Source organism: Alteromonas lipotrueiana, from assembly GCF_019249245.1.
In the GTDB taxonomy this organism is placed as follows: Bacteria; Pseudomonadota; Gammaproteobacteria; order Enterobacterales; family Alteromonadaceae; genus Alteromonas; species Alteromonas lipotrueiana.
Genome location: NZ_JAESDK010000004.1, coordinates 87,508 through 112,940 on the forward strand (window position 1 = coordinate 87,508; position 25,433 = coordinate 112,940).

General features: G+C 46.4%; 24 protein-coding genes. 7 read left to right on the forward strand and 17 right to left on the reverse strand.

The genetic code is table 11. The annotated features are described in order from the left end of the window. Positions 1–28: 28 nt before the first annotated feature. Complete coding sequence (ggt, locus tag JK130_RS04315; protein WP_343210979.1) at positions 29–1,744, forward strand: gamma-glutamyltransferase; 1,716 nt, start codon at positions 29–31, stop codon at positions 1,742–1,744. 1 nt (position 1,745) lies between these two features. On the opposite strand, the gene JK130_RS04320 is transcribed toward ggt, so the two are convergent. Both JK130_RS04320 and cysK read right to left on the reverse strand, forming a co-directional pair. Continuing rightward, on the reverse strand, positions 1,746–2,198 hold the full coding sequence (locus JK130_RS04320) for a hypothetical protein (RefSeq protein WP_218352990.1): 453 nt from the start codon (positions 2,196–2,198) through the stop codon (positions 1,746–1,748). Positions 2,199–2,352: 154 nt separating this feature from the next. Beyond that, the gene (cysK, locus tag JK130_RS04325; RefSeq protein ID WP_218352991.1) at positions 2,353–3,318 is read right to left on the reverse strand and encodes a cysteine synthase A; all 966 of its coding nucleotides are present in this window, start codon (positions 3,316–3,318) and stop codon (positions 2,353–2,355) included. Between the two features lie 224 nt (positions 3,319–3,542). On the opposite strand from cysK, the gene JK130_RS04330 reads away from it, so the two are divergent. The 5 genes from JK130_RS04330 (at position 3,543) to JK130_RS04350 (ending at position 8,039) form a co-directional block, all read left to right on the forward strand. Beyond that, positions 3,543–4,379 carry an AAA family ATPase gene (locus JK130_RS04330; RefSeq protein ID WP_218352992.1) on the forward strand — a complete coding sequence of 279 codons (837 nt, stop codon included), beginning with the start codon at positions 3,543–3,545 and terminating at the stop codon, positions 4,377–4,379. Next, positions 4,379–5,554 carry a vWA domain-containing protein gene (locus JK130_RS04335; protein WP_218352993.1) on the forward strand — a complete coding sequence of 392 codons (1,176 nt, stop codon included), beginning with the start codon at positions 4,379–4,381 and terminating at the stop codon, positions 5,552–5,554. The genes JK130_RS04330 and JK130_RS04335 overlap by 1 nt, the downstream gene beginning before the upstream one ends. A gap of 129 nt (positions 5,555–5,683) precedes the next feature. After that, a complete protein-coding gene (locus tag JK130_RS04340) occupies positions 5,684–6,670 on the forward strand; it encodes an XdhC family protein (protein ID WP_218352994.1) in 987 nt (328 codons plus the stop codon). After that, entirely contained in the window at positions 6,658–7,254 is a 597-nt protein-coding gene (locus tag JK130_RS04345; RefSeq protein ID WP_218352995.1) for a nucleotidyltransferase family protein, read from the forward strand. The genes JK130_RS04340 and JK130_RS04345 overlap by 13 nt, the downstream gene beginning before the upstream one ends. Before the next feature lie 83 nt (positions 7,255–7,337). Further along, positions 7,338–8,039: a rhomboid family intramembrane serine protease gene (locus tag JK130_RS04350; protein WP_218352996.1), complete on the forward strand. Its 702-nt coding sequence runs from the start codon at positions 7,338–7,340 to the stop codon at positions 8,037–8,039. A 46-nt stretch (positions 8,040–8,085) separates the two neighbouring features. Here the strand turns inward: JK130_RS04350 and JK130_RS04355 are convergent, their stop codons facing one another. From JK130_RS04355 to cmoA, 7 genes are all read right to left on the reverse strand, one after another. Then, complete coding sequence (locus JK130_RS04355) at positions 8,086–9,459, reverse strand: MATE family efflux transporter (RefSeq protein WP_218352997.1); 1,374 nt, start codon at positions 9,457–9,459, stop codon at positions 8,086–8,088. After that, on the reverse strand, positions 9,456–10,703 hold the full coding sequence (moeA, locus tag JK130_RS04360) for a molybdopterin molybdotransferase MoeA (RefSeq protein ID WP_218352998.1): 1,248 nt from the start codon (positions 10,701–10,703) through the stop codon (positions 9,456–9,458). The genes JK130_RS04355 and moeA overlap by 4 nt, the downstream gene beginning before the upstream one ends. A 150-nt stretch (positions 10,704–10,853) precedes the next feature. Continuing rightward, entirely contained in the window at positions 10,854–12,614 is a 1,761-nt protein-coding gene (locus tag JK130_RS04365; protein WP_218352999.1) for a sugar phosphorylase, read from the reverse strand. 3 nt (positions 12,615–12,617) lie between these two features. Beyond that, positions 12,618–13,841, reverse strand: coding sequence for a glycosyltransferase family protein (locus tag JK130_RS04370; RefSeq protein ID WP_218353000.1), 1,224 nt, complete (start codon positions 13,839–13,841; stop codon positions 12,618–12,620). 8 nt (positions 13,842–13,849) lie between these two features. Then, entirely contained in the window at positions 13,850–14,674 is an 825-nt protein-coding gene (locus JK130_RS04375) for an HAD-IIB family hydrolase (protein WP_218353001.1), read from the reverse strand. 347 nt (positions 14,675–15,021) lie between these two features. Beyond that, positions 15,022–16,005 (reverse strand): tRNA 5-methoxyuridine(34)/uridine 5-oxyacetic acid(34) synthase CmoB, encoded by a 984-nt coding sequence (gene cmoB, locus JK130_RS04380; RefSeq protein WP_218353002.1) that lies wholly within the window; start codon positions 16,003–16,005, stop codon positions 15,022–15,024. Next, positions 16,002–16,742, reverse strand: a complete 741-nt coding sequence (gene cmoA / locus JK130_RS04385; protein ID WP_218353003.1) for a carboxy-S-adenosyl-L-methionine synthase CmoA — start codon at positions 16,740–16,742, stop codon at positions 16,002–16,004. The genes cmoB and cmoA overlap by 4 nt, the downstream gene beginning before the upstream one ends. A 172-nt stretch (positions 16,743–16,914) precedes the next feature. Here cmoA and JK130_RS04390 point away from each other — a divergent pair, with 172 nt between their 5' ends. Next, a complete protein-coding gene (locus JK130_RS04390) occupies positions 16,915–17,550 on the forward strand; it encodes a response regulator transcription factor (protein ID WP_218353004.1) in 636 nt (211 codons plus the stop codon). A gap of 98 nt (positions 17,551–17,648) precedes the next feature. Here JK130_RS04390 and lipA read toward each other — a convergent pair whose 3' ends face one another. The 8 genes from lipA to rlmH form a co-directional block, all read right to left on the reverse strand. Further along, on the reverse strand, positions 17,649–18,611 hold the full coding sequence (gene lipA / locus JK130_RS04395; RefSeq protein ID WP_218353005.1) for a lipoyl synthase: 963 nt from the start codon (positions 18,609–18,611) through the stop codon (positions 17,649–17,651). Then, positions 18,604–19,188: a lipoyl(octanoyl) transferase LipB gene (lipB, locus tag JK130_RS04400; protein WP_246587693.1), complete on the reverse strand. Its 585-nt coding sequence runs from the start codon at positions 19,186–19,188 to the stop codon at positions 18,604–18,606. Before lipB ends, lipA begins: the two co-directional genes overlap by 8 nt. Before the next feature lie 72 nt (positions 19,189–19,260). Next, complete coding sequence (gene ybeD, locus JK130_RS04405) at positions 19,261–19,524, reverse strand: DUF493 family protein YbeD (RefSeq protein WP_218353007.1); 264 nt, start codon at positions 19,522–19,524, stop codon at positions 19,261–19,263. A gap of 86 nt (positions 19,525–19,610) precedes the next feature. Further along, positions 19,611–20,804, reverse strand: a complete 1,194-nt coding sequence (locus JK130_RS04410; RefSeq protein WP_425514583.1) for a serine hydrolase — start codon at positions 20,802–20,804, stop codon at positions 19,611–19,613. Between the two features lie 181 nt (positions 20,805–20,985). Continuing rightward, positions 20,986–21,879 (reverse strand): septal ring lytic transglycosylase RlpA family protein, encoded by an 894-nt coding sequence (locus JK130_RS04415; RefSeq protein ID WP_218353008.1) that lies wholly within the window; start codon positions 21,877–21,879, stop codon positions 20,986–20,988. Between the two features lie 35 nt (positions 21,880–21,914). After that, positions 21,915–23,036 carry a rod shape-determining protein RodA gene (rodA, locus tag JK130_RS04420; protein WP_218353009.1) on the reverse strand — a complete coding sequence of 374 codons (1,122 nt, stop codon included), beginning with the start codon at positions 23,034–23,036 and terminating at the stop codon, positions 21,915–21,917. Then, a complete protein-coding gene (gene mrdA / locus JK130_RS04425; RefSeq protein ID WP_218353010.1) occupies positions 23,033–24,928 on the reverse strand; it encodes a penicillin-binding protein 2 in 1,896 nt (631 codons plus the stop codon). Before mrdA ends, rodA begins: the two co-directional genes overlap by 4 nt. 7 nt (positions 24,929–24,935) lie before the next feature. Beyond that, the gene (gene rlmH / locus JK130_RS04430) at positions 24,936–25,406 is read right to left on the reverse strand and encodes a 23S rRNA (pseudouridine(1915)-N(3))-methyltransferase RlmH (RefSeq protein WP_218353011.1); all 471 of its coding nucleotides are present in this window, start codon (positions 25,404–25,406) and stop codon (positions 24,936–24,938) included. Positions 25,407–25,433: the final 27 nt, after the last annotated feature.

The window sequence follows — 25,433 nt, forward strand, 5'->3', positions numbered from 1 at the left end:
AACAGTATTGCGCCTATGTTCTGTTGCGATCTCGCTGATATCGACTTCAGCAGCATTGGCGCAAAGTGCGTCTATTGAAACCCGTGAACCCGAAGCAAATACCGGCTTTGAACAAAAACAGGCTTTTTTGAGCGACAACTATATGGTAGTGGCTGCAAACCCTTACGCCTCATGGGCCGGTAAAAATATTATCGAAAAAGGGGGCAGTGCCATTGATGCTGCCATTGCCGTTCAGGCTATGTTGACCTTAGTCGAACCTCAGTCTTCGGGCATCGGGGGTGGAGCGTTTATTTTGTACTGGGATAATCAAAATAAACAGTTGCATACCTTTGACGGCCGGGAAACAGCACCTGAGCAGGTTAATCCTTACTGGTTTATGCAAAACAATAAGGCAATGCCCTGGCTTGATGCGCTGGTGGGCGGCATGTCAGTGGGGGTACCCGGTGCTTTACGTGCATTAGAGCTTGCGCATAACCAGCATGGAAAATTGCCGTGGAAAACATTATTTACTGATGCGGTACAAACGGCGAACGAGGGTTTTAAAGTTTCACCACGCCTGGCAAAATTAGTGGCGCTTGATTATCATCCGGGGTTACGGGAGTTTGCCGGTAGCAGTACCTATTTTTTCCCGGGCGGTATGCCACTAAAAGCTGGCGTAAATAAGAAAAATAAACCTTTAGCCAAAACCTTACATAATATTGCCCGACATGGAGCAGATTATTTATATACCGGTTCATTAGCCAAAAAAATTGTTGATACGGTTAACCATGCCCCGGTAAATCCCGGGAAAATCTCTCTGGACGATCTTAACGCTTACACTGCGGTTGAGCGAGGTGCGGTTTGCGGGCCCTATCGGGATAGAAAAATCTGTGGCATGGCACCTCCCAGCTCGGGCGGAATCAATGTCTACCAAATTTTAAAGCTGCTTGAAAAATTTGATATTGCTTCGTATTCGCCTTTAGATCCTGAATTTGTCAATCTGTTTGTTCAGGCAAGTGCGATGACGTATGCAGACCGAGAAGCCTATATAGCCGATACCGACTTTACCAACCTGCCGGTGGCTTCACTTATTAACCCACCTTATTTAACCCGCAGAGCACAAAGCATCAAGGTCGATAAAAAGTGGCGAAAAGCACGCCCTGGCAAGCCGTTCAGTGAGGCTCAGCAACATCACGGTATGACCCCTGAACAGCCCAATACCAGTCATGTTTCTATTATTGATAAGCAAGGCAATGCAGTATCGATGACCACCAGTATTGAGTTCATGTTTGGCTCCGGATTAATGGTCGAGGGCTTTTTGTTGAATAATCAGCTTACTGATTTTTCGTTCAACCCGGTTCAAGGCGTTAACCCGGTGCCCAACAGGGTAGAACCCCATAAACGGCCACGCAGCTCCATGAGCCCGACAATGGTCTTCGACCAGACAGGTGCATTAGAATTGGTGATAGGCTCGCCGGGAGGCAGCCGTATTATTGATTATGTGGCGCAAACGGTTATTGGGGTTGTAGACTTTGACCTAAACGTGCAAGAGGCGATTAACTTACCAAGAATCACCAACCGCAACGATTATACCGCGCTAGAAAAAGGCACCGCCGCACAAGATTTAGCACAGCCTTTAGAAGCGCTGGGCCACCGGGTTAAAATTATTGATTTAAATAGCGGCTTACATGGCATTCAGATTAAAGACGGCCACTATATTGGTGGCGCAGACCCACGACGTGAAGGCGTTGCTGTAGGCCAGTAAATCACATGACATCTGCGGCAATACGGTCTACTTTCCACTGGCCGTTTTGTCGTAGTAATTTTACCGAGCGTAAGTCTTCTATGTGATCATCACCGTAAGTACCGGTAAAAAATAGCGTTACGGAGGCAGTTTCTGCAAATTGCGCCCGGCCTATTTTGTTACCGCCATCGGGTATAATTTTAACATTGTCGTATTTAAGATTGAAAATATGACGCTGAACATTGCTGTTAATATGATAACTGTTTAACACCCGCTGTAAACGCGGGGTACTCAACGACAGTGCTGTTTCGATTGTGCGCTCTTCATAGATACTTCTTGCAAACAACAATGCAGCATGTTCGGGAGTATCGTTTTTTACCTTTGAATTTTGTTCACCGGGCTCCTCCTTATTGCATCCTGTAAGTAACAAAAGGAAAAATGCCAGAACAGGCAGAAAAAACACGCGATTTATCATGACAGCATCCTATTATAAATCATGAAGTGGCAGGCAATATCTGGTTAAACTGGGTACAGCCCCAATTCGTTTATTTACTTTTCTGAGTTAAAAAAACGAGGCCGATTGGGCCTCGTTTTTATAAGGTATTATACCTGCAAGCCTGGCAGTAATATTACTGCACTTCTTCCTGATCGCCAAATTCACCGGCAAACAAGGGACTTGATAAGTAACGCTCGGTAGCACTGGCTAATATCACCACCACTACTTTATCTTTGTTTTCAGGTCGTTCGGCATAACGCTTCGCGGCTACTACGGCAGCACCTGAAGAAATACCTGCCAGAATGCCTTCTTCTTTCATTAAACGATGAACCATCGCCATGCATTCTTCGTTAGTGACTTGTTCAACTTCGTCGACCAGGTCTAAATCCAGGTTGCCTGGAATAAAACCTGCGCCAATTCCCTGAATTTTGTGTGGGCCTGGAGTGAGCTCTTCACCATTTTTTGCCTGTGTAATCACGGGTGAGTCGGTAGGTTCCACCGCTACAGACGTAATGGCCTTACCTTTGGTTTGTTTTATATAACGACTAACGCCGGTAATGGTACCGCCCGTGCCTACACCGGCAATAAAGGCATCAATTTTACCTTCAGTGCCTTCCCAAATTTCAGGGCCGGTGGTGAGCTCATGAATTTGAGGGTTAGCCGGATTGTCAAATTGTTGCAATAACACATATTTTTCGGGGGCAGAGTCTACGATTTCCTGAGCCGCTGCCATTGCACCTTTCATACCCTTTGGCGCTTCGGTAAGTACTAAGTTAGCCCCTAATGCTTTTAATAGTTTGCGACGCTCTAAGCTCATGCTGCTAGGCATGGTTAAGGTTAGTTTGTAACCACGCGATGCCGCTACAAAGGCCAGGGCGATACCGGTGTTACCACTGGTGGGTTCGACAATTTCTTTGCCTTCGGTCAATACACCGCGTTTTTCGGCGTCCCAAATCATGTTCGCACCAATACGGCATTTTACGCTAAAGCTAGGATTACGTGACTCCATTTTAGCGTACACGTTACCGCTGGTTACCCGGTTCAGTTTTACCAGCGGCGTACCGCCGATTGCCAGTGAATTGTCGTCAAATACTTTCATTAGTCGTCCTTTATTCGCTTTGAATCGTTGTCATACGCCTTTATGGTTTATTTTGCTAACAAAAACAAGCTGAAACTTACTAAAGGCTGTTGCATGATATTTTTATTAACACTTATATGATTGGTGTCAAACTACAAAAATCAAAGTGATTTTTAGTTATATGATATGGTTATTTGTATTGATTATTATTCTATGGCTTAGTGAAGTATTTGAAAGGAAAACCTATGGCATTTAGCAGCACAGAAAATTATATCGCCAGCGAAGAACTGCAACTGGCAGTTAACGCCGCGATAACCTTGCAAAAGCCTCTATTGATTAAAGGCGAACCAGGCACCGGCAAAACGTTACTGGCCGAAGAATTAGCCGCAAGTCTTAATACCGACCTGATACAGTGGCATATTAAATCGACCACAAAAGCACAGCAGGGGCTATACGAATACGATGCCGTGTCCAGGCTGCGAGACTCGCAACTGGGCGATGATCGCGTTCATGATATTGGTAACTACATTGTAAAAGGTAAGTTATGGCAAGCCTTTGAGGCGCAGCAGCGTCCGGTGTTACTGATTGATGAAATAGACAAAGCAGATATTGAGTTTCCTAACGATTTGTTACTTGAGTTAGACAAAATGGAATTTTTTGTTTATGAAACTCAACAGGTCATTAAAGCGGCGCAAAGACCTGTGGTTATTATTACTTCAAATAACGAAAAAGAATTACCTGATGCCTTTCTTCGCCGGTGCTTCTTTCATTACATTCAGTTTCCCGACGCTCAGCAAATGCGCGACATTGTCGAGGTGCATTTTCCTAAGTTAAAGAATCGGTTGTTAGATGATGCCCTTAATGCATTTTTTAATATCCGCGAGGTCCCGGGCCTCAAGAAAAAACCTTCTACCTCAGAGCTGATCGACTGGCTTAAGCTACTGGTAGCAGAAGACATTGCGCCTGAAGCACTGCACAGTAAAGATGGAAAAACGGCGATTCCACCGTTGTATGGGGCACTATTGAAAAATGAACAGGACATTCATTTATTCGAGAAACTGGCATTTATGGCGCGCCGGTAATGCTGATAGATTTCTTTTTTACCCTACGCCGATACCGCGTTAAAACCAGTTTACGCGAGTTACTTGATTTACTAAGCGCTCTCGAACAGCAGGTAGTTTTTGCTGACATCAACGCCTTTTATTATCTTGCACGTCTGACTTTGGTAAAAGATGAAACCCAGTTTGACCGGTTTGATAAAGCCTTCGCCGATTACTTTGACGGGGTTCAGTCAATTGATTTATTTGACAAGGAAATACCCGATGACTGGCTCACAAAAGCGTTTGAAAAACAGCTAAGTGATGAAGAAAAAGCTCAGATCAAGGCATTAGGCGGGCTCGATGAGCTAATGAAAACCTTGCAAGAACGGCTTAAAGAGCAGGAAAAGCGCCATCAGGGCGGTAGCAAGTGGATTGGCACTGGCGGCACTTCACCTTTTGGTGCTTTTGGGTACAACCCGGAAGGGGTAAGGATTGGTCAGCCCGGAAACCGCAATTTTTCAGCGGCAAAGGTTTGGGATAAACGCGAATTTAAAAATCTGTCATCAGAAGTGGCTCTGGGAACGCGTAATATAAAAATGGCGCTGCGCAAATTACGAAAGTTTGCTCGCACCGGCGCCAGCCTTGAACTGGATATTGACAATACCATTGCTCAAACAGCCCGAAAAGGTGGACTGCTGGATATACATATGACGCCCACTCGCCATAATGCGGTAAAGGTGTTGATGTTTTTCGATGTCGGGGGCTCGATGGACCCCTATGTGGAACAGGTACAAGAACTGTTTTCAGCGGTGCACAGTGAGTTTAAACATCTTGAATATTTTTATTTTCACAACTGTGTTTATGAAGGGGTTTGGCAGGACAACGCCCGGCGCCGCACTGACACGATTGATGTATGGGATATTATCCATCGATTTGGCAGTGACTATAAGGTCATATTTGTCGGCGATGCGACCATGGGCCCGTACGAAATAGCGTATCCAGGCGGCAGCGTTGAACACTGGAATGAAGAGCCCGGAAGTGTATGGATGCAGCGTTTGCTTAACCATTTTGCTCGTGCGGTCTGGCTTAACCCGCAGCCTCAGTCATACTGGAACTACTATCAGTCGATTGGTCTTATTCATGAATTAATGGATAAGCGCATGTATTCGTTAACTCTTGACGGCATGGCACAGGCAATCAGCGAATTAAGTGGGTAAGGCAATACAATAAATAAAGGCCGTGGGTGAACAATTTTATGCTGGCAGAGGTAAAGATAGCATTACTGTCGGCATTTTTTTGTTCGATGAATGCCAAATGCACCGCGCGAGTCAAAAGATACCAAAACTATGAAACATCACTTTTGCTACTTATTAGAACACTGGTTTACGCATAAAGATGAAGGTCGGTGGCTATTAGCCACTATCGTGCAAACCCGGGGTTCTGCGTATCGTAAAGCCGGCGCTATGATGCTTTTCAATGACTCTGGCGATCAGTTTGGTGTAGTGAGTGGCGGCTGTCTTGAAAGCGACTTGTATCATCATGCCCAAAAGTGCTGGATGACCGGCAAAGCACGAACAGTGACGTATGACATGCGCGAAGAGGGCGATGTAGCCTGGCGGCTGGGAATTGGCTGCGGGGGCGAGGTCACATTACTGTTGCAGCCCGTGACCGCTGATAATCATTATTTATATTTAGCTGATGTACGAAGCATGCTAAACAATCATCAGTCGGTATTATACTGTCAAAACAAAACGATGAATTCGGCGAAGGTGTACACAGGTGATGCTGCCAACAGCACTGAAAGTTTCTGTCATGTTATCGAGCCGCCGCCCACGCTACTGATTTTAGGCGGTGGAGTAGATGCCGTACCGGTATGTGATTTAGCCAGTCGTATTGGGTGGCGGGTACTGGTAAATGACGAACGGGCGCGCTATGCCCGACCCACTGACTTTGCTAATGCAGTACAATGTACAAAAGAGCCGGCGGGTTCGGTCAATAACGTGACTGACTACCAGCAGGCAAGGGCCGTTATTGCGATGCACCATCAGGTAAGTTTAGATGCAGAATGTTTAAAAGCTATAGCTGCTGAGCCACCTTCTGCATTGCAATATTTAGCCCTGTTGGGCCCGACGCATCGTACCCAGCGTGTACTAGAGCAGGCAATGTTACGCAGCTGCGATCTGCCCACGCCGCTGCAGTCTCCGGCGGGTTTTGATATTGGGGGTGAGCTGCCTGAGTCTATTGCGCTGTCTATGTTGTCTCAGGCACATGCTGCCTTACACAATAAATCTTACCAAACTAATTTTATTATCGAGGACGCATGCTCGGCATAGCTATTCTGGCCGCAGGCTGTTCACAGCGCTATGGCGGTAACAAAATGTTAGCTCCGCTAGCCGGCGGGCAAACTTTGCTGGGACATTGTATTGAACAGTGCAGGCCTTTATCCAGGCTGCCGATTATCGTGGTTAGCGGCGCCTATCACAATGCGTTAAGCCAGCAACCCTTTGCCGCCTCGGTAAACCTTGTGCAGAACACCCATTGGCAACAGGGTATGGCCACCAGCATTCATCAGGCGGTGCAATGTGTTAAGCGCCAACCCGCTGACATAACACATTTGTTGGTCACGTTAGGCGATTTGCCGTTGGTAACAACACAGAGCCTGAACAGCCTGTGGGAAGTCGCGCAAAGTGAACCCCAAACAATTATCGCGAGTTTCTGGGAGGGCCGGGCGACGGCTCCGGCTATTTTTCCGCGCTGTTTCTGGCCGTTACTGACACAGCTGTCAGGCGACAGTGGGGCGGGTATGCTACTGCGTGATGCTATGGCGCAATCTCCCCCTGCTTGTATTCCGGTACCTCATGCAGAAGCAGCGCTTGATATTGATACGCCGCAAACCTACAAAAAATTCGTAAGCTAATACAGCCTGTTGATGTGAGTATAAAAATCACTTTTGTAAGCACTACAAAATAAACCCGTCACCTTGGCTGTTAAGAGGTTCTAATGACATCAAAACCGACCTATAGCCTGGCGGGTGCAATCAAAAGTGTAACCTGTGCGGTAGCACTGTTGTGGATAATTCAATCGGCAGGCGTGTTGTTTAACCTGCCACTCTCTGTACTGGCAGTTTATCCTCTGGAGATTTCCCGGTTACATGGTGTTATAACCTCGGTACTGGTGCACTCTGGATACGAGCATTTGTTTAATAATACTTTGCCGCTGCTGGTACTTGGTAGTGCGTTAATGTACGGCTACCCCAAAAGCCGCTTCAAAGTAATAGTGATAACCTGGATAGGCAGTGGTTTGGGCGTCTGGCTGTTTGGTCGTGAATCAAACCATCTTGGAGCAAGTGGGTTAGCTCACGGCTTGTTTTTTTATGTGTTTGTGGTATCGATTTTACGGCGTGATGCCCGTTCAGTTGCGCTGATGATGATTGCGTTTTTTATGTACGGAACCATGGTGTTAACAATATTTCCTACCGAACCCAATATTTCCTATGAAGCGCATTTTTTTGGAGGATTGTCTGGGTTTATTGCCGCACTGATTTGGTGGCGCAAAGACCCACAACTTAAACGCAAAACGTATAGCTGGGAAACTCCGGACGAACCTGATGATCCGCAGATTGCCCGGCAATTATCACATGACCCCGATAATCCCGAAAAACAGGATGAGCCGGAGTCTTTTTTTGACCACACACGACATTGACCGACGTGCCAGAATTGCAAAGAATCTGCCGTTTCACTAAGCCAGGCTAAGCCAGCGCGCTCTGAGGTTGCTGTTTAATAACATGATAGACCCGAGCGCCTAACAAAACCGCTGCGCAGCTCAGACCCGCGATTATCCCTATCCAAAAGCCAGCAGCTTCCATCGGTACGTCCGTGACCCAATTTGTACGGCCAAGAATAACCCCGGTAGGCAGGCCCACGCCCCAGTAAGCCAGAAAACTGATAATAAACATGGCGGTGGTATCTTTGTAACCGCGCAATGTATTGGCAGAGATAACCTGGATAGCATCAGAAAACTGAAACATCGCCGCATATATCAATAACGCACTTGCCAATGAGGAGACCGCAGGGTCACTGGTATAAAGACCGATAATGAAATCTTTCGCCAGTAGTGTAAAGCTGGCGGTTCCTATAGCCACCAGTAAACCAATAACCAGTGCGCTGTGTACGGCGGTTCTGGCCTGACGGTAATTTCTTTGTCCAACCCGATAGCCCACCCGAATCGATACCGCCATTCCCATACTAAGGGGAAACATAAACATAAGTGACGAGAAGTTCAGTGCTACCTGATGCGCGGCGACCGTAGTCGCTCCAAAGGGGGCCAGTAGCAATGCCACAACGGCAAACAGAGTCACTTCAAATAGCAATGTCATTGCCACCGGAAAACCAAGCTTAAACGTACGTAGCATCATTTTGAGTGCGGGCCGATGCAGCTTTTCATATAAACCAAATACTTTAAGTCTGCGACTACGGGCGGTATACAACAACGTTGAGAAAAACATGACCGTGATCACAATGGCCGTAGCAATACCACAGCCTGCACCGCCAAAGGCGGGTATGGGCCCGGCGCCGTAGATAAACAGATAATTTGCGACAATATTAAACCCAAGCCCAATAACCGTAATAATCATCGTCGGCTTGGTATTGCCCAGCCCCTCACAATAGTTTCTTAACCATTGATACAGGGCAAAGGCTGGCATACTTAGTAATACATAGCGGACATAGTCAAGGGTAATACTGTGTAACTCAGGCTCCATCGGAAACCATTTTAAAATATGAGGTACTACCGGATACAGGCTTAAAATGGCGATACCTATGACCAATAGTAAGTAACCAGCCTGCTGAGCAGCAAAGGCGACCTGACCCGACGCACCTTTACCCTGATATCGCGAAATGATAGGGGGGAGGGCCAGGGCAACCCCTTGTAAAAAACACATCAGAGGAATGGTAATACTGAAGCCTAATGCCACAGCGGCCATGTCTACAGCATTGTATTGTCCAGCCATTATGGTATCGACCACGCCCATCAGCATTTGTGTTATCTGAGCGATAAGCAGCGGCCAGGTAAGCTGAATAAGTCGCTTACTTTCAAGAGCAAAGCGGGGGGTAAATAAGGTCACTGGGTGAAAGTACTCCAATCGCCGCACACGCTAAAAGGTTGGACCGAAACCGGGTCATTCGCTGATAAGCCGGTGCTGTCGGCCGCAACTAAAATATAGGCGTTGGCCTTAGTTACTGTCGTCATTACCCCCGAGCTTTGTTTTGAAAGCGGCGTAGCCTTCCAGTTGCCGGTAGTATCACGGCTTATCCAGGCACGAACAAACTCAGCCCGGCCCGGGCGATGACGGATAGCCTGAGTGAGGGTCGCGGTAATCGTCAGAGGTTCGGACCGGTTTTCTTCGCCCTGAAGCTTTTGGATCAGGGGTAATACTAATTGCTGTGTGGTGACATAGGCCGACACGGGGTTGCCCGGTAGGCCACAAAATAAACAGTTTTCAAGATGACCAAAAGCAAAGGGTTTACCAGGCTTTATAGCAATCTTCCAAAAATCGATATTTCCCAAAGCCTGCAATGTGGGTTTGACAAAATCGGCGTCACCCACCGATACCCCACCTGAGCTTATCAAGACGTCGGCATTTTTTATGGCTTCTTTAAATATACGGGTCAGGGTTTCCTGACTATCAGCAGCAATGCCCAGGTCAATGATATTTACGTGGTAGGGTTGCAATAAAGCTGCAATACCAACACTGTTTGAGTTATATATTTGGCCAGGCTTTAGCGTATCACCTGGCGCTTTTAACTCATCACCGGTGGCAAGCAGCGCTACATTGAGCTTGCGATATACAGTAATGGAGGTAATACCTAAAGAGCTTAATAACATCAGATGCTCGGGCTTTAAACGGGTGCCCGATTTAATGACTTCATCGCCGCTGGTGATGTCTTCACCGGCCGACCGAATATTTTCACCGGCATCCGGCCACGAGGTTACCTTTACCCTGGTGTCTGTTAAAACCGTGTTTTCCTGCATCACAACCCGGTCGGCCGCTGCAGGTATGCCGGCGCCTGTCATAATTCGGGCGGCCTGACCCTGCTTCAAAGTAACAGCACCGGCATCATCGCCGGCGAAAATAGTTGCAGCCACTTCAAAGGTATCGCTTTCCACTGAAGGGGGAACTGCCAGCGCATAACCATCCATTGATGACACATCTTGTCCTGGCACGCTCATGGGTGCATAGAGTGTGTTGGCCAAAATTCGGCCTGATGCTTCGTATACCGGGCATTCTTGCAAGTCGGTAACCGGACAAGATTGCTGATAAATTACTTTCAATGCATCTTGTAAACTTAACCAATTATTTGCTGCCATTCAAAACCCATTGATTTATCTTTGAAAACACGGGCAATTATGGCGAAGATCAGAGGCAGGCGCTAGCGCTTTTCAGGTCAATTTTCTATTCAGTCAGATAAGGCGAAGGCAGTATTGTCTGCCATCGCCATTTCGGCAGCTTACCCTGCGCTAGGAGGGGCGCTGGTTACAAATCCATACTGTTTGATACGGAGCAAGCCGTAAGTAGCCATTGTCATCTTCAATGGCTTCACCGCTAATCAAATCAATCCAGTGTTCGGTTGCCAGCAGATTGATGTCTGACATCAATACCACTTGCTCATCGACTGAAATGTTACTGACACAAAAAATACTTTGCGTGCGATCAAGGCTTTGACGCCAGTAACCAAACAGCTGATTACCCAGTTGCAAGGTAAACTGAGTCGCATTTGGATGAAATGCCGGCTGCGCTTTACGGATACGAATAAGCTGGGACATCTGCGTTAAAACCTGATGATGCTGAGAGTAGGGCGCATCAAGCAGCCGCTCAATTTCATCAAACTCCCAACGCTTACGGTTAATCGAACGATTTTGGCCTGTATTGGCTACTTTTTCGTAATCGTTAGACGTCCCCAGTAAGCTATGAATATAGATACCGGGCATTCCTTCCATACCCAGCATGATAGCGTGGGCACAGATAAAGCGTTCAATCTGCCAGCGGTCAGGACCATTGACGGTGCCCTGCAAAGCATCAAACAGGGTAATATTAATCTCATAAGGCTTTTGCTGACCATGAGCCGACGCCCGCCACGAGATTTTCCCCCCATAATTTTGCATGGTATGTGCCAGCGTAGAAATTTCCTCATCATCGAGTAGACCTTCAGCCGGGCGCAGCCCAATACCATCATGTGAAGCAATAAAATTAAAATAAGTGGTGCCATTTTGCGCAGGTGGCATACTCATCATCCAGCTTTTCAGATAACGGCAGTCACCCGTCACCAGAGTATTAACCAGCAAAGGTGGCAATGAAAAGTTGTAAATAGCATGAGCTTCATTAGCATTACCGAAATAGGTCAGATTTTCGCGATTTGGTATATTTGTTTCAGTAATGATAATAATGCTGGGATCAACATGTTCAATCAACGTACGCATTAACCGAATAACTTCATGCGTTTGGGGAAGATTAATACAGGTGGTCCCCACCACTTTCCATAAGAACGCGACAGCATCTAATCGAAATACTTTTGCACCTTCGTCGATATACAGACGAATGATTTTCATAAAAGCCAAAAGCACTTTTGGATTGCTGAAATCAAAATCGACCTGGTCGTGACTAAACGTACACCACACGTACTTTGTTCCCTCTTGGGTCTGGGTTTCGCGCAATAGCGGTGAAACCCGAGGGCGGGTTACCTGCGATAAATCGTCATCAGGGCTGGCTGTAAAGAAAAAATCACTGCCGGGCCCTTCACCTTTGATGAAATTTTCAAACCAGGCACTGCGGGCAGAGCAATGATTGACCACCAGATCAAACATAAGACCGTAATCGTCAGCTAAACGTTTAATATCAGACCATTCACCCAATGCTTCGTTAACACTGGAATAATCGATGACCGAAAACCCATCGTCAGAGCTGTAAGGGTAAAACGGTAGCAAATGCACTTTGTTAATCGTATTTTTACAGTAAGTTTGTAAAAACCGGTGTAATGTAAAGAGCGGTTTCTCATGGCCATCTACAATACTGTCACCGTAGGTGATCATCATCACATCTTGCTCATCCCAGTAGTTACAATGATGCTGGGGGACCACAATGTCATCGTCTGATTTCAGGCGCATCGCATGCATCAGTTCATCAGCGATTTTCCCCACAGAAGTGTCTAAATTCACCTGGGCAAAAATCGCTTCTAAATGATGTTTGATTTTTTCGTTTAAAGAATTCCAGTTCGTGGTCATAGACTACTCCAGTAATTCAGATGTATCTGCCTCTACCGCTTCTAATAAGCGATCTAAAATATCAGGCACCGCACTGGTGACGCGATTCCAGCTTGGGATAAAAGGGGTTTCCATCGGGCTGTCTAAAAAGCTTTGGCCGGCCTTCATAATATTACTTGCAAACATCTCTACCGCTTTTTCTTCACGGTGAATATCTAAAGTTAAACCATTCATAACCGCATCATTATGATAGGTTTCGACAAAATCCAATGCGATTCGATAGTACGTCGCTTTTACTGCGCGAAAGGTTTCAGGACTAAATGCAACGCCTTGCGTCGCCAGCTTTCGAAACAGCGCTTTGGTAATATCGATAGACATTTTCGACAATCCACCCTGATCGTCATGCAGCGACAGGTCCTGATGTTTGTGGTCGTAAGTTTCGGCGATATCAGCCTGACATAATCGATTATGAGAATAATTACGGTGCATTTCAGAAAGTACGCCAATCTCCAAACCCCAGTCACTGGGTATGCGAATGTCGTTTAACACATCGCGTCTGAAAGAAAACTCTCCGGCTAATGGATACCGGAAACTGTCCATGAATTCGAGATACTCATTGTCGCCTAACGTGCGCTTTAACGCGCGTAACAGTGGCGTTACCAGCAGTCGCGAGACCCGCCCGTTAATTTTGCCATCTGCCACACGGGCATAATAGCCTTTGCAAAATTCATAATTAAACATTGGATTGGCCACCGGGTAAATTAACCGGGCCAGCAAATCCCGGTTGTAGGTAACAATGTCGCAATCGTGTAGCGCCACCGATTCGGCCCGGTTAGAAGCCAGAATGTAGCCCATGCAATACCAGACATTACGGCCTTTACCTAACTCCTTTGGCGCAAGCCCCATTTCGGTTAGTTCTTTATCAATAGCCTGAAGACGAGGGCCATCATTCCATAATACCCGGTGGTGCTGGGGAAGTTTTCCAAAAAACTTAAGCGCACTTTTATATTGCTCTTTATCTGCTCTGTCCAGACCAATAACAATTTCAGAAAGATAGGGAACATCCTTCAGATGCTCGATAATATCAGGCAATGCTTCGCCTTCAAGTTCGGAATACAGTGAGGGCAAAATAAGCGCCATGGGTCGCTTTTGTGAAAAGCGTAGCAACTCGGCTTCAAGCTCTTCAGTAGGGCGGTTCGCCAGATTATGTAAGGTTGTCACCACACCGTTTTGATAAAAATCGGCCATGTATACTCCTAAATAGGTAATGAAAGCAATTTTGAAAGGATTTCAGTCCAGCCCGCCGGGCCGTGTAAGGTACTGGTGTAAACCTGTTCTTCTTTTTTTAATGTGGGTGGCTCATGACTGGGCGAGGCAATTCTAACGGCAATATCTGCCGCCTCAAGCATAGCCACATCATTGTTACCATCGCCTAGTGCAATAGATTGTGTGGTCGTTTTATTCTGCCGCTGGTATTCGCTACACAGCCAGTTTAATGCCTGGCCTTTGTCGCAATCTCCAGAAATATGAATAAAACGGCCGCCCTCCAACGGATGAGCACCGCGCGCTGCTATAGTCTTTAAAAAAGCCTCTTTTTTGCTCTGTTCATCCTGCCATAAGACGGGTTCGCCGTACTGCCGGCTTGCGGCAAGTTTCGCTGAGTCTTCGTCTAAGCCTGTGGCATCTTGGATTTGCGCTAACGTCATGGCACTAAAATGAGTGAATTTATACTCGCAGTCCGTTTTTATTTGTTCAAGAATCTGCAGCCAGTGGTGGTTGGCCGAAATAAAAGACTTACACCAAAAACCATCCTGCCATACGGTACCTGTCGGTTTTTGGTCAAAGAAATTGCGAGGAATATAGACTGCCGCCCCGTTTTCTACAATAAACGGACCCGTCAGGCCAATTCTGTTCCTTAACACCAGCATCTCTGCAAAGGTTTTGCTGGTAGTAGGAATAACCGGAATACGCTGTTCAGATAACACATCAAGCGTGGGTTTTGCAGGCTCAAAGCTATAGGTATTGTGATCCAGCAAAGTGCCATCCATGTCGGTGAATACCAGCGTTTGAATTGATGTCATGAGCGACCTTATCAAGCAAATAGAGTTGAAAACCAATCCTATACGTGTGGCAGAAAGTGTGGAGTAATATCTCACAAAGCACATTTCAGGCCATTGCCGTATAATCATTTTGCAATTAAAACGCAAACGCGCGCAGTAATGATCACATCGGCTGCAATAACCTTAGCTTAGGGGGGCAGGTCTAAGGTTTAGAATAAAAAAGAGACGATATGTCGCTTTAAATTGTATGCGGTAAAGTTACAAGGTGCGGCCAAAGCCTGGCACCCTGTAAAAGCCGAGGGCATGCACCATGATAAAGCGCTTAAACGCCAATATGGTGCAATAGTGACAACATAGCAGACAAGTAGCTATTTTCGGGTAGCCACCAGTACCGCTCGTTTTGGTGCAGGGTAGCCTTCAATGGTTTTGCTAATGTCTTCAGGGTCCAGAAAATCCTGCAAACTTTGATTTGTCATCCAGTTAGTACTTCTTTGTTCATCCAAACTGGTTGTGTTTACATCGGCGATGATAATATTTTTAAAGCCTAAACGCTCTAACCACGTGGTTAATGCTGCCACCGAAGGTAAAAACCAAACATTGCGCATTTGCGCATAACGCTCGCCCGGCATAACCACAGTGCGCTCGTCGCCATCGACTACAAGGGTTTCTAACACCAGTTCACCGCCACTTCGAAGTTGTGATTTCAGCTGTTCTAAAAACTGAAGAGGGTCTTTGCGATGATATAAGACACCCATAGAAAACACCGTGTCAAAAGCCTGAACCGCTTGCATTTGTTCTATTCCAAGAGGTAGGTAGTGTACGGGTGCAGCCCCCAGATAATGCTTGATGGCCTGAAACTGAACTAAAAATAAATTGGTAGGGTCAATGCCAAACACACACCTTGCGTGTTCACCGTACATGCGCCATAAGTGATAGCCGCTGCCACATCCTACATCCAGCACCTTTCGATTAGCCAGGGGACTAATATGGCCGACCACCCGATCCCACTTCCAGTCTGAACGCCATTCAGTGTTTATTTCAATACCAAATAAATCAAACGGGCCCTTACGCCAGGGCGTAAACTGCTGTAACAAGCCGGTTATCTGCTTTTTCTGATACTCGGTAATATCTTCGCTACTGCCTATTTTAACCTGGGCAGACAGCTCAATGTCGGGTGAGGATACCTGGGGTAGTTTTGCAAGTAATCGACACCACTTGTTAAACTCCCCGCGCTGGCCCTGTTGGTCCCATAAGTTAATTTGGGCTGGCAGCGTTTCAAGCCAGTGACTCAGGTTGTTGTCTATCAGACAAGCGTAGGCATCATCAAACCAGCTGCGTGCAAGTTGATTCATAATGTTTGTCCCTTGATCGCTACTAACGACATGAAGTTATAACACTGATACCACTTTACAACGTCACTGAAGCCCGCTTCAAACAACCGATTCTCATGGGTTTCAAACGAGTCGGTCAGCATAATGTTTTCTAACGCAGCCCGCTTTTGTGATACTTCGAGTTCACTGTAACCATTATCGCGTTTGAACTGGTGATGCAAATCAATAAGTAACTCATTGCCTTGCAGGGTAGGGTGACTGACCTTCTCTGACAAAACTAAAATAGCGCCATCGTTCATACCTTTATAAATAGAGGTTAACAACGCTAAGCGCTCATCTGGTTTAATAAACTGTAAGGTGAAGTTCATAATAACCATTGAGGCGTTTTCAATTTTGGTGTTTTGTGCCAGCTTTTGCTCAACCGTGATAGGATTTGAGAGCGCAAAGGAGCGCACGGTTCGACTGCATCGCTCAACCATAGCCGGTGAGCTGTCTATTGCCACAATATCACAGGGTATAGCATGCGTTGCCCGGGCGACAGATAAACTGGCGGCCCCTAACGAGCAACCTAAATCATAGACGCGGGTTGCGCTTTTGACATAGCGACTGGCCAGTTCACCAATGGTGTGAACAATGGTCTGATAGCCGGGGACCGACCGCTTTATCATATCTGGAAATACATCTGCCACAGCTTCGTCAAAGGTAAAGTCTTCGACAGATTGCATGGGGGTGGCAAAGATTTTGTCTTGTTTGCTCACAATGTCGGCTCTTTCAAATCATAAAATTGCCCCGATTTTACCTGTCTTGCAGTTTTTTCCAATTGCTTCGTAATAAAACTTATTGTTTACCCGGTATATTTGCCTTTTTTACTTTTACTTATTAGTCTTAAGTATTACTGTAGTACACAATAATTTAGGTTTGAGAATAAACATGATGCAGATATTGGTTGCCGACGACCATCCCTTGTTTCGAGAGGCATTGCGGGGCGCTCTCACACCGTATTTTGAAGATACGGAAATTCTTGAGGCGGACTCGCTGGATACAATGTTGTCTGTACTGAACGAACAACGTGAAATTGAACTTATATTGCTGGATTTAACCATGCCGGGGGCAGAGTACTTTAACGGCTTAATCTCGGTTCGCGAAGCCTATCCTGATATCCCGGTAGCCGTAGTGTCTGCCAGCGAAGGTATTGAGGTAGTGGCTCAGGTAATGAGCCTGGGGGCTCAGGGTTTTATTCCAAAATCGACACCCACCAAAGACATTGCCCAGGCTATTATGCATATTACTAAGGGCGGAACCTGGATCCCTGAATCTATGCAGGCTGAGTTAGAGTCGGTAAATGCTGAGATGGCACAGTTGTTACAACGCTTCAGAGAGCTGACGCCAAAGCAAATTCAGGTGTTATCGTTTTTACGTGCAGGCTTGATGAATAAACAAATAGCGCATGAAATGAATGTCACAGAAGCCACGATAAAAGCGCACATCAGTGCTATTTTACGTAAACTTGATATTAACACCCGAACCCAGGCGGTGTTATTAATGGATAAACTTCAGCTTACCTAATTTAAGCTTCATTCTTAACAAACAAAAAAACCGGCAGATGCAAAGTGCCGGTTTTTTTATTTTATCTACTGATTAATTTTACGTACTTTGTACGCTAATTATTTAACTTCTTTACCCGCAGCTTGTTGATCTGCATGGTAACTTGAACGAACCATAGGCCCGCATGCCGCCTGTGTAAAACCTATTTCGCGGGCGTAATCGCCCAGCGCATCAAACTCAGTAGGATGTACATATTTTTTCACAGGAAAATGATGACGGCTTGGCTGTAAATACTGACCTAACGTAAGCATATTTACATTGTGCGCGCGAAGGTCGCGCAAAACCCCTTTAATCTCATCACTTTCTTCTCCCATGCCCATCATTAATCCAGATTTTGTGGGAATATCGGGATGTTGTTCTTTAAACTTTTTCAGCAAGTCTAAAGACCACTGGTAATTAGCCCCGGGCCGGCACTCACGATACAAGCGTGGAATGGTTTCAAGATTGTGATTAAACACATCGGGCACACCGTGTTTGAATATTTCCAGAGCACGGTCCATACGTCCGCGAAAATCAGGGACTAATACTTCAATCGTTGTAGATGGGCTGTGCTTGCGAATCGCATTAATGCAATCAACAAAATGCTGCGCGCCACCATCTCGTAGATCGTCTCGGTCTACCGAGGTGATCACAACATATTTTAAATCCATTTCAGCAATAGTGGTGGCGAGTTTCTCTGGCTCTTCAGCGCTAGGCGGTAATGGTTTACCGTGCCCCACATCACAAAACGGACAACGACGCGTACAAATATCACCTAAAATCATAAAGGTGGCAGTACCATGATTAAAACATTCTGCCAGATTCGGGCAACTTGCTTCTTCACAAACCGAATGCAAATTATTTTTGCGCAGGGTTTTTTTTATGTGATCAATTTTGTCAGTGGTGCGCGGAAGCTTGATTTTTATCCACTCAGGCTTGCGCAGCATCTCTTCTTTTTCGGTCGGTACAATGGTGACCGGAATATGTTTGACTTTTTCATCGTCGCGGAGCTTCACTCCAGCTTGGGGACGTGCGTTACTCATCAAAACCTTCTTTATACTGTGTATTCTGAATGTCTAATTCATTTAGTAAATTCGCGATAAGCGCTGGACCCGTCTGAGCAAGTGATTCAGGCCCACCAAGGCGCTGAGTATCAACCATTTGCATGCCCGCATAGCCACACGGATTGATTCTGTCAAACGGAGACAAATCCATTGCAACATTTAACGCTAAGCCATGAAAAGAACAACCGCGGCGAATGCGTAAGCCTAATGAACACACTTTTTGTTCATCAACGTATACGCCTGGGGCATCCTTTTTGGCATAAGCCTGGATGTTAGATTCAGCCAAAAGCGAAATGACTGCATTTTCCATCGCATTAACCAGGTGCCTGACACCCAACTTGCGCCGCTTAATATCAATCAGCAAGTAAATAACCTGCTGGCCAGGGCCGTGGTAGGTTACCTGTCCTCCCCGATCAACATTGACTACCGGAATATCACCTGGCATTAAAATATGTTCTGCTTTACCTGCCTGCCCTTGTGTAAAAACGGGGTCATGTTCAACCAGCCACATTTCATCGGCGCACTCAGGCGTCCGGGTATCGGTAAAGCCTTGCATCTTTTGCCAGACAGGTGTGTAAGCCTGGCGCCCTAATTGCCGAACAATTAGTCGGGGAAGCTCAGTAGCCACTTATAATACAACCCTCACCAGTTCAAGTTCTGCCAGCTCGGTATAGATAGTTTCCATATGCTCTTTACTGGTCACCTTAACACTCACCGAGATAGAATGATAATTGCCTTTACTGCTTGGCTTAACGGTTGGACTGTAATCCCCTGGCGAAAGCTTTTGCAAACATGTAACTACCTGATTAGGAAGGTCGTCATCTGCTACGCCCATAACCTTAAATGTTTGAAAGGTCGGGAAATCCAGTAGTTCATCAAAATGGGTATCCATGCGATATCCTTGACTGCAAATAAAAAACGGTCAGATTGTAACAAATCTGACCGCCTTAGAACTAGTTTTGTTGTATTTTATATGGTTTATTCTTCCCAGCCAATTTGTAGCATTCCCCAGTCCCATACGCGATCCAGTAAACTGCCTTCGTTTACTTCCTGTAAGGTGACCAACGGGTAATTTGCTACGTCTTTACCTTCCAGCTGAAGATACAACGTACCTACCACCTCGCCTTTGGCTAAGGGTGCTTCAAGTTTTTGGTCTAGCTCAAAATTTGCTTCAAGATTTTCAGCCTGACCACGGGGGATGGTAATGGGTGTGGCCTGGTTAATACCCAGGTCTACTGTGTCGCGGTCGCCCATGTAAATGCGGTGCGCAACAAAGCTTTTGCCTGCCTCGTATGGAGTTACCGTTTCGTAGAAGCGAAAGCCATAACGCAATAGTTTTTTGTTTTCTACCTTGCGCGAACGCTCACTGTCGGTCCCCATAACCACTGCAATCAAACGCATATCACCTTGTTTTGCTGATGTGATTAAACTGTAACCCGCATCTGAGGTGTGGCCGGTTTTAATACCATCAACATTCAGGCTTTTGTCCCACAGCAGGCTATTACGGTTGTATTGCTTGATGCCATTGTAGCTAAATTCTTTTTCACTGTAGATATCGTAGATTTTACGGGTTTCAGAGACCAGCGCCCGCGATAAAATAGCCATATCCGAAGGCGTAACATAATGCTCAGGGTCGTGCAGACCATGGCTGTTCACAAAATGTGAGCCGGTCATACCCAGAGATTGCGCATGGGCGTTCATCATGCTGGCAAAAGCATCTTCTGAGCCTGCCACATGTTCGGCCATGGCCACACACGCATCGTTGCCTGACTGAATAATAATACCGCGAATTAAGTCTGCGACTTTTACCTGTGTACCTACCTCGATAAACATCTTCGACGAATCGGGGAATTTCTTGGCCCAGGCATTTTCTGAAATGGTGACTTCATCGTCCATGCTGATATTGCCGGCTTCCAATTCTTTGCCAATAACATAGGTCGTCATCATTTTAGTCAGACTGGCTGGAAAAACCTGCATATCTGCATTTTTTGAAGCAATAACATGGCCGGTGTCAAAATCCATCAGCACAAAGCCCTCACCATCTACGTTAGGAGGAGGAGGGGTGACGACGGCCGCATTTGCTGTCAGGCAAAATACCGTTAGCAGCAGTGTAATGAAGGCCATACCGTAGACACTGGCTGAATGCTTAGCGCGTTTACTATTATTATACATGAGTGATCTTAATTACCGTGTTGTTGATACTTTCAAAACTTTTACAAAGTGTACCGTATGCCTTTGGACAGGACTAGGTTTGCACGCAAAAGTTTACCTGTTTTGCTATGAAAAACATGCTTTGTAAGTTAAAGCATCATGATGAGCTGTATAAAACATTTTTGTCCGCTTACCAACATGCTTACAGCTGAACTTCAACAGTATAAGCGTTGGGGTAACCATTCCTTTTAAGCTCTTCAAGTAACATTTTCACCTGGAACCGGTCACGCAATGGGCCTAACCGAAGTTTGTAGATGTTGTTTACCAGCGGTATTTGCGATGGAACCTGGTACAGTTTGGATAAAATAGTCGACACCGATTTGGCTTTGTCAGCATCACTAAGCGCAGCCACCTGAATGTACACATCATCAGATTTTACCCCAGATTGTGCAGCATATTGCTCAGGCTGGTTGTTAACTTCGGGAACAGCGGGTTCTTTTGCTGTCTGTAATTTGTCGGGTGCAGTAGCGGTATCTGAAGTGAGCGCCGCATATTCGGTGAAGCTCACCGTGGGCGAGTTACCTACAGTTACGTTATTATTATCGTCAAAATGAATGACTTCTATGCGCACCCGCGCGGTGCCGTGTTGCTGATAATCTAACTTGTGAGCTGCGGCATAAGACAGGTCAATAATCCGGTTTGAATGAAACGGCCCGCGGTCATTTACCCGCACTACCGCGCTCTTATTGTTGGCCAGATTGGTTACTCTGACAAAACTGGGCAGAGGCAGGGTTTTGTGAGCTGCCGTCATAGCAAACATATTATAGGTTTCACCATTGGAGGTTAAATGACCGTGAAACTTTTGGCCATACCATGAAGCAAAACCCTCCTGCTCAAAGCCTTTGCCTGTTTGCATAGGATAATACCGTTTACCCAAAACTTCGTAAGGTCGGCTATTAAAGCTTCGGTACGGTTCGAAGCGAGGGGTAGCATCGGTTTGGTCATAGGCACCGTGTTCAAATGTGGGCGCAGAGTCCTGATGTTGTGCATAACGTCCACTGGGTGTCTGACAGCCAGTAAGCCAATATAAAGCCATAGCGGCTAGTATTAGTCTGCAAAATGAAAACGAGGTCATCGGGTTAAAAATCGTTGTTGAGTTGCAATACGCATAAGCATGCCAAAACCTGCCATTAGTGTCACCATTGATGTGCCACCGAAACTTACTAACGGTAAGGGGACACCAACCACTGGCAATAGCCCTGACACCATCCCCATATTTACAAAAACGTACACAAAAAAAGTCAGCGTAATGCTGCCAGCCAAAAGCTTGCTGTACGCATCCTGCGCTCTATTTGCGATTATCAGGCCTCGACAAATTATAAATAAGTAGATAGCCAACAGCCCTAACACGCCTAATAAACCAAATTCTTCACTAAATACCGCAAAGATAAAGTCGGTGTGGCGTTCGGGCAAAAATTCGAGTTGTGACTGCGTGCCCTGCAACCAGCCTTTACCTTCCAGACCGCCGGAACCTATGGCAATTTTTGATTGAATAATATGGTAACCCGAACCCAAAGGGTCGCTTTCCGGATTAAGAAAAGTAAGCACCCGCTGTTTTTGGTATTCTTTCATTAAAAAGTACCACATCACCGGTAAAAAAGCGCCCATCAAGCCGGCGACAAGCATGATCAGGCGCCAGCTCATGCCCGCTAAAAATATCGCAAATATCCCCGAACTGGCTACCAGTAGCGAGGTGCCCAAATCAGGTTGTTTAGCAATTAATATGGTGGGAAACACGACCAGTAAAAATGCCCCGATAATATGCAAAGTGCGTGGCGGTAACGTAAACTTGCTTATATACCAGGCAACCATCATGGGCACGGCAAGTTTCATCATTTCAGAAGGTTGAAAACGAATGAATTGCAAATCAAGCCAGCGCTGAGCGCCTTTGCCCATATCGCCGAAAAAGATAACGGCCACTAACATAAGCACACCCACCCCGAAGCTAACCGGAGACAGACGTCGGATAAACATGATTGGCAACTGAGCCAGCCCTAACATGACTAAAAAACTCACCCCGAGTCTGGTCAGCTGCCGTTCCATCTGAGCGATATCCTGACCTGCTGCTGAGTATAATGTAATCAAACCAACCCCGGTCAGCGCGATCAGGCCTATAAGTAAAATGGCATCAACATGACAACGCACTAACCAGCTGGTTTTATGGTGTTTGATGGTGCTTTTGGCTGACTTCACATCATCTCCTGGCTTTGTACACTCGACAGGTCTGAGGCCATATGGTCAAAGTAAAAGTCCATGACCTGACGAGCTACCGGCGCCGCGTTAGAACTGCCTCCTCCGGCATTTTCAATGACCACGGTTACCGATACCTGCGGGTCTTCAAAAGGTGCAAAACCCACATACATGGCATTGTCACGTAAATGCTCGGCAACTTCGTCAGCATTGTAGGACTCGTTCTGACCGACCGAAAATAACTGCGCGGTTCCGGTTTTACCGGCTGAAACGTAACCCACATCATCAAAAGCGTGGCGAGCTGTTCCTTCCTCACCGTTGACTACCTTCCACATGGCATCTAACACAATATCCCAGTTTTTTTGTTGCTTAATCTGGTAAGGACGCAATGTTTTAAGGGATTCCAGCTCTACCTCGCCATTGTCTTGCATGTACCCGCGCATCAACTGGGGAACATAACGTTTGCCCCGATTTATTAGTGTGTTTATTGATTGGTTTAACTGTATGGGGGTGGCGGTCCAGAAACTTTGTCCGATACCTACCGGAATAGTATCGCCGATATACCACGGCTGATTGAACCGGGCCCGCTTCCAGCCGCGACTTGGCATATTGCCATCGGACTCTTCGTACAGGTCAATGCCGGTATAATCGCCAAATCCAAACTCACTCATCGCTGCACTGATTTTGTCGATACCTAACTTATAGGCCAGGTCGTAATAATACGTATCGCACGACACCTCGATGGCTTTAGCAACATCTACCTTGCCGTGGCCCCAGCGTTTCCAGTCGCGCCAGACATGCGAAACATTGGGCAGTCGGAAACGTCCGGTATCATTTATAGTGTAGCTGGTCGAAATGGTATCACTGTCAAGCCCCAGTAATGCCAGATGCGGCTTAATGGTAGAAGCTGGCGGATACTGGCCCTGAGTAGCCCGGTTAATAAGTGGCCGGTCGGGTGAATTAAGCAACGCACTGTAATTCTTTTGACTGATGCCATGCACAAATAAGTTCGGATCATAGCTGGGGTTAGAATACATTGCCAGCAGCCCGCCGGTTCGCGGGTCTGAAACCACTACAGTACCCCGTTGGTCTTGCAGCGTTTTTTGCACGGCTATTTGCATTTGCAAATCAACATTGAGCACAATATCTTTGCCCGGCGTGGGCGGGTCGACATGTAAAATTCGAATAATGCGACCCTGGCTGTTTACTTCAACCTGCTGATAACCTACCTCACCATGAAGTTTGTCCTCATGGTATTTTTCTATTCCAAGCTTGCCAATATCATGGGTAGCGGCGTAATTAGCTTCCTGGCCTGCCTCTACAATTTTCTGTAAATCTTTTTTGTTTATCTTAGCCACATATCCCAGAATATGGGTGAGAGTATCACCGTACGGGTAGTGACGCGACAATCGTGCTTCAATAGACACCCCTGTAAACAAATGCTGTTGAGCAGAAAAGCGGGCTACTTCATATTCGGTTAATTGTGTTCGCAATGCCACGGGTTTAAAACGCCGTTTACCCTGACTGTTTTTGGTGAAATTGGTCAGCTCTTCTGGGGTAAGTTGCATCAATGTAGTTAATTTTTGCAGGGTATCTTCCAGGTCCTCTACTTTTTCAGGAATAACTTCAAGGCTGAATACCGGTCGATTTTCGGCAAGAAGTACCCCGTTGCGGTCATAGATGAGACCGCGATTGGGCGCAATGGGTACTACCTTGATCCGGTTACCATTAGACCGGGTCTGATAGTCCTCAAACTGATTTACCTGCAGCCTATACAAATTACTGATCACAACCGCAAGCATGCCTACGACAATAAGCAACGCAATAGCAGCGCGCCGGGCAAACAAATTGGACTCAGCGGTATGATCGCGAATATGTTGACGTTTTCTTACCATGTAAAAGTTATTCTCGATGGTAAGGGTGATTTTGCGTAACTGACCATGCCCGGTAAAGACTTTCGGTGACGATAACTCTTACCAGAGGGTGGGGCAGGGTGAGGGGGGATAATGACCAGCGCTGTTCGGCCAATGCAATGCACTCGGGCGCCAGCCCTTCAGGACCCCCGATAAGTAAGCTAACATCCCGGCCGTCCATCTTCCATTGGTCAAGCTGACGGGCTAAAGTGGGTGTATCCCAGGGTTTGCCGGTCACTTCCAGAGTAACGATACGATGGTCTTTAGGAATAACGCTCAGAGTGGCCTGACCTTCTTTTTGCAAAATGCGTTTAATATCTGCATTTTTGCCGCGCTTTTGAGCAGGTATTTCGGTAAAGCTTACGGGCAAATCCACCGGAAATCGACGTAAAAACTCGTTTGTGCCGGTTTCAACCCAGCCAGGCATTTTTGTGCCTACCGCGACTATTTGAATGCGCAAAGCGTTACCTCTGAATCTGGCTTGATA

What these genes read in the sequence shown, in the direction of transcription:
- JK130_RS04320 (WP_218352990.1), bottom strand. Translation starts at nt 2,198, where the DNA reads ATGATAAATCGCGTGTTTTTTCTGCCTGTTCTGGCATTTTTCCTTTTG.
- cysK (WP_218352991.1), bottom strand. Translation starts at nt 3,318, where the DNA reads ATGAAAGTATTTGACGACAATTCACTGGCAATCGGCGGTACGCCGCTG.
- JK130_RS04330 (WP_218352992.1), top strand. Translation starts at nt 3,543, where the DNA reads ATGGCATTTAGCAGCACAGAAAATTATATCGCCAGCGAAGAACTGCAA.
- JK130_RS04335 (WP_218352993.1), top strand. Translation starts at nt 4,379, where the DNA reads ATGCTGATAGATTTCTTTTTTACCCTACGCCGATACCGCGTTAAAACC.
- JK130_RS04340 (WP_218352994.1), top strand. Translation starts at nt 5,684, where the DNA reads ATGAAACATCACTTTTGCTACTTATTAGAACACTGGTTTACGCATAAA.
- JK130_RS04345 (WP_218352995.1), top strand. Translation starts at nt 6,658, where the DNA reads ATGCTCGGCATAGCTATTCTGGCCGCAGGCTGTTCACAGCGCTATGGC.
- JK130_RS04350 (WP_218352996.1), top strand. Translation starts at nt 7,338, where the DNA reads ATGACATCAAAACCGACCTATAGCCTGGCGGGTGCAATCAAAAGTGTA.
- moeA (WP_218352998.1), bottom strand. Translation starts at nt 10,703, where the DNA reads ATGGCAGCAAATAATTGGTTAAGTTTACAAGATGCATTGAAAGTAATT.
- JK130_RS04365 (WP_218352999.1), bottom strand. Translation starts at nt 12,614, where the DNA reads ATGACCACGAACTGGAATTCTTTAAACGAAAAAATCAAACATCATTTA.
- JK130_RS04370 (WP_218353000.1), bottom strand. Translation starts at nt 13,841, where the DNA reads ATGGCCGATTTTTATCAAAACGGTGTGGTGACAACCTTACATAATCTG.
- JK130_RS04375 (WP_218353001.1), bottom strand. Translation starts at nt 14,674, where the DNA reads ATGACATCAATTCAAACGCTGGTATTCACCGACATGGATGGCACTTTG.
- cmoB (WP_218353002.1), bottom strand. Translation starts at nt 16,005, where the DNA reads ATGAATCAACTTGCACGCAGCTGGTTTGATGATGCCTACGCTTGTCTG.
- JK130_RS04390 (WP_218353004.1), top strand. Translation starts at nt 16,915, where the DNA reads ATGATGCAGATATTGGTTGCCGACGACCATCCCTTGTTTCGAGAGGCA.
- lipA (WP_218353005.1), bottom strand. Translation starts at nt 18,611, where the DNA reads ATGAGTAACGCACGTCCCCAAGCTGGAGTGAAGCTCCGCGACGATGAA.
- lipB (WP_246587693.1), bottom strand. Translation starts at nt 19,188, where the DNA reads ATGCAAGGCTTTACCGATACCCGGACGCCTGAGTGCGCCGATGAAATG.
- ybeD (WP_218353007.1), bottom strand. Translation starts at nt 19,524, where the DNA reads ATGGATACCCATTTTGATGAACTACTGGATTTCCCGACCTTTCAAACA.
- JK130_RS04410 (WP_425514583.1), bottom strand. Translation starts at nt 20,804, where the DNA reads ATGTATAATAATAGTAAACGCGCTAAGCATTCAGCCAGTGTCTACGGT.
- JK130_RS04415 (WP_218353008.1), bottom strand. Translation starts at nt 21,879, where the DNA reads ATGGCTTTATATTGGCTTACTGGCTGTCAGACACCCAGTGGACGTTAT.
- mrdA (WP_218353010.1), bottom strand. Translation starts at nt 24,928, where the DNA reads ATGGTAAGAAAACGTCAACATATTCGCGATCATACCGCTGAGTCCAAT.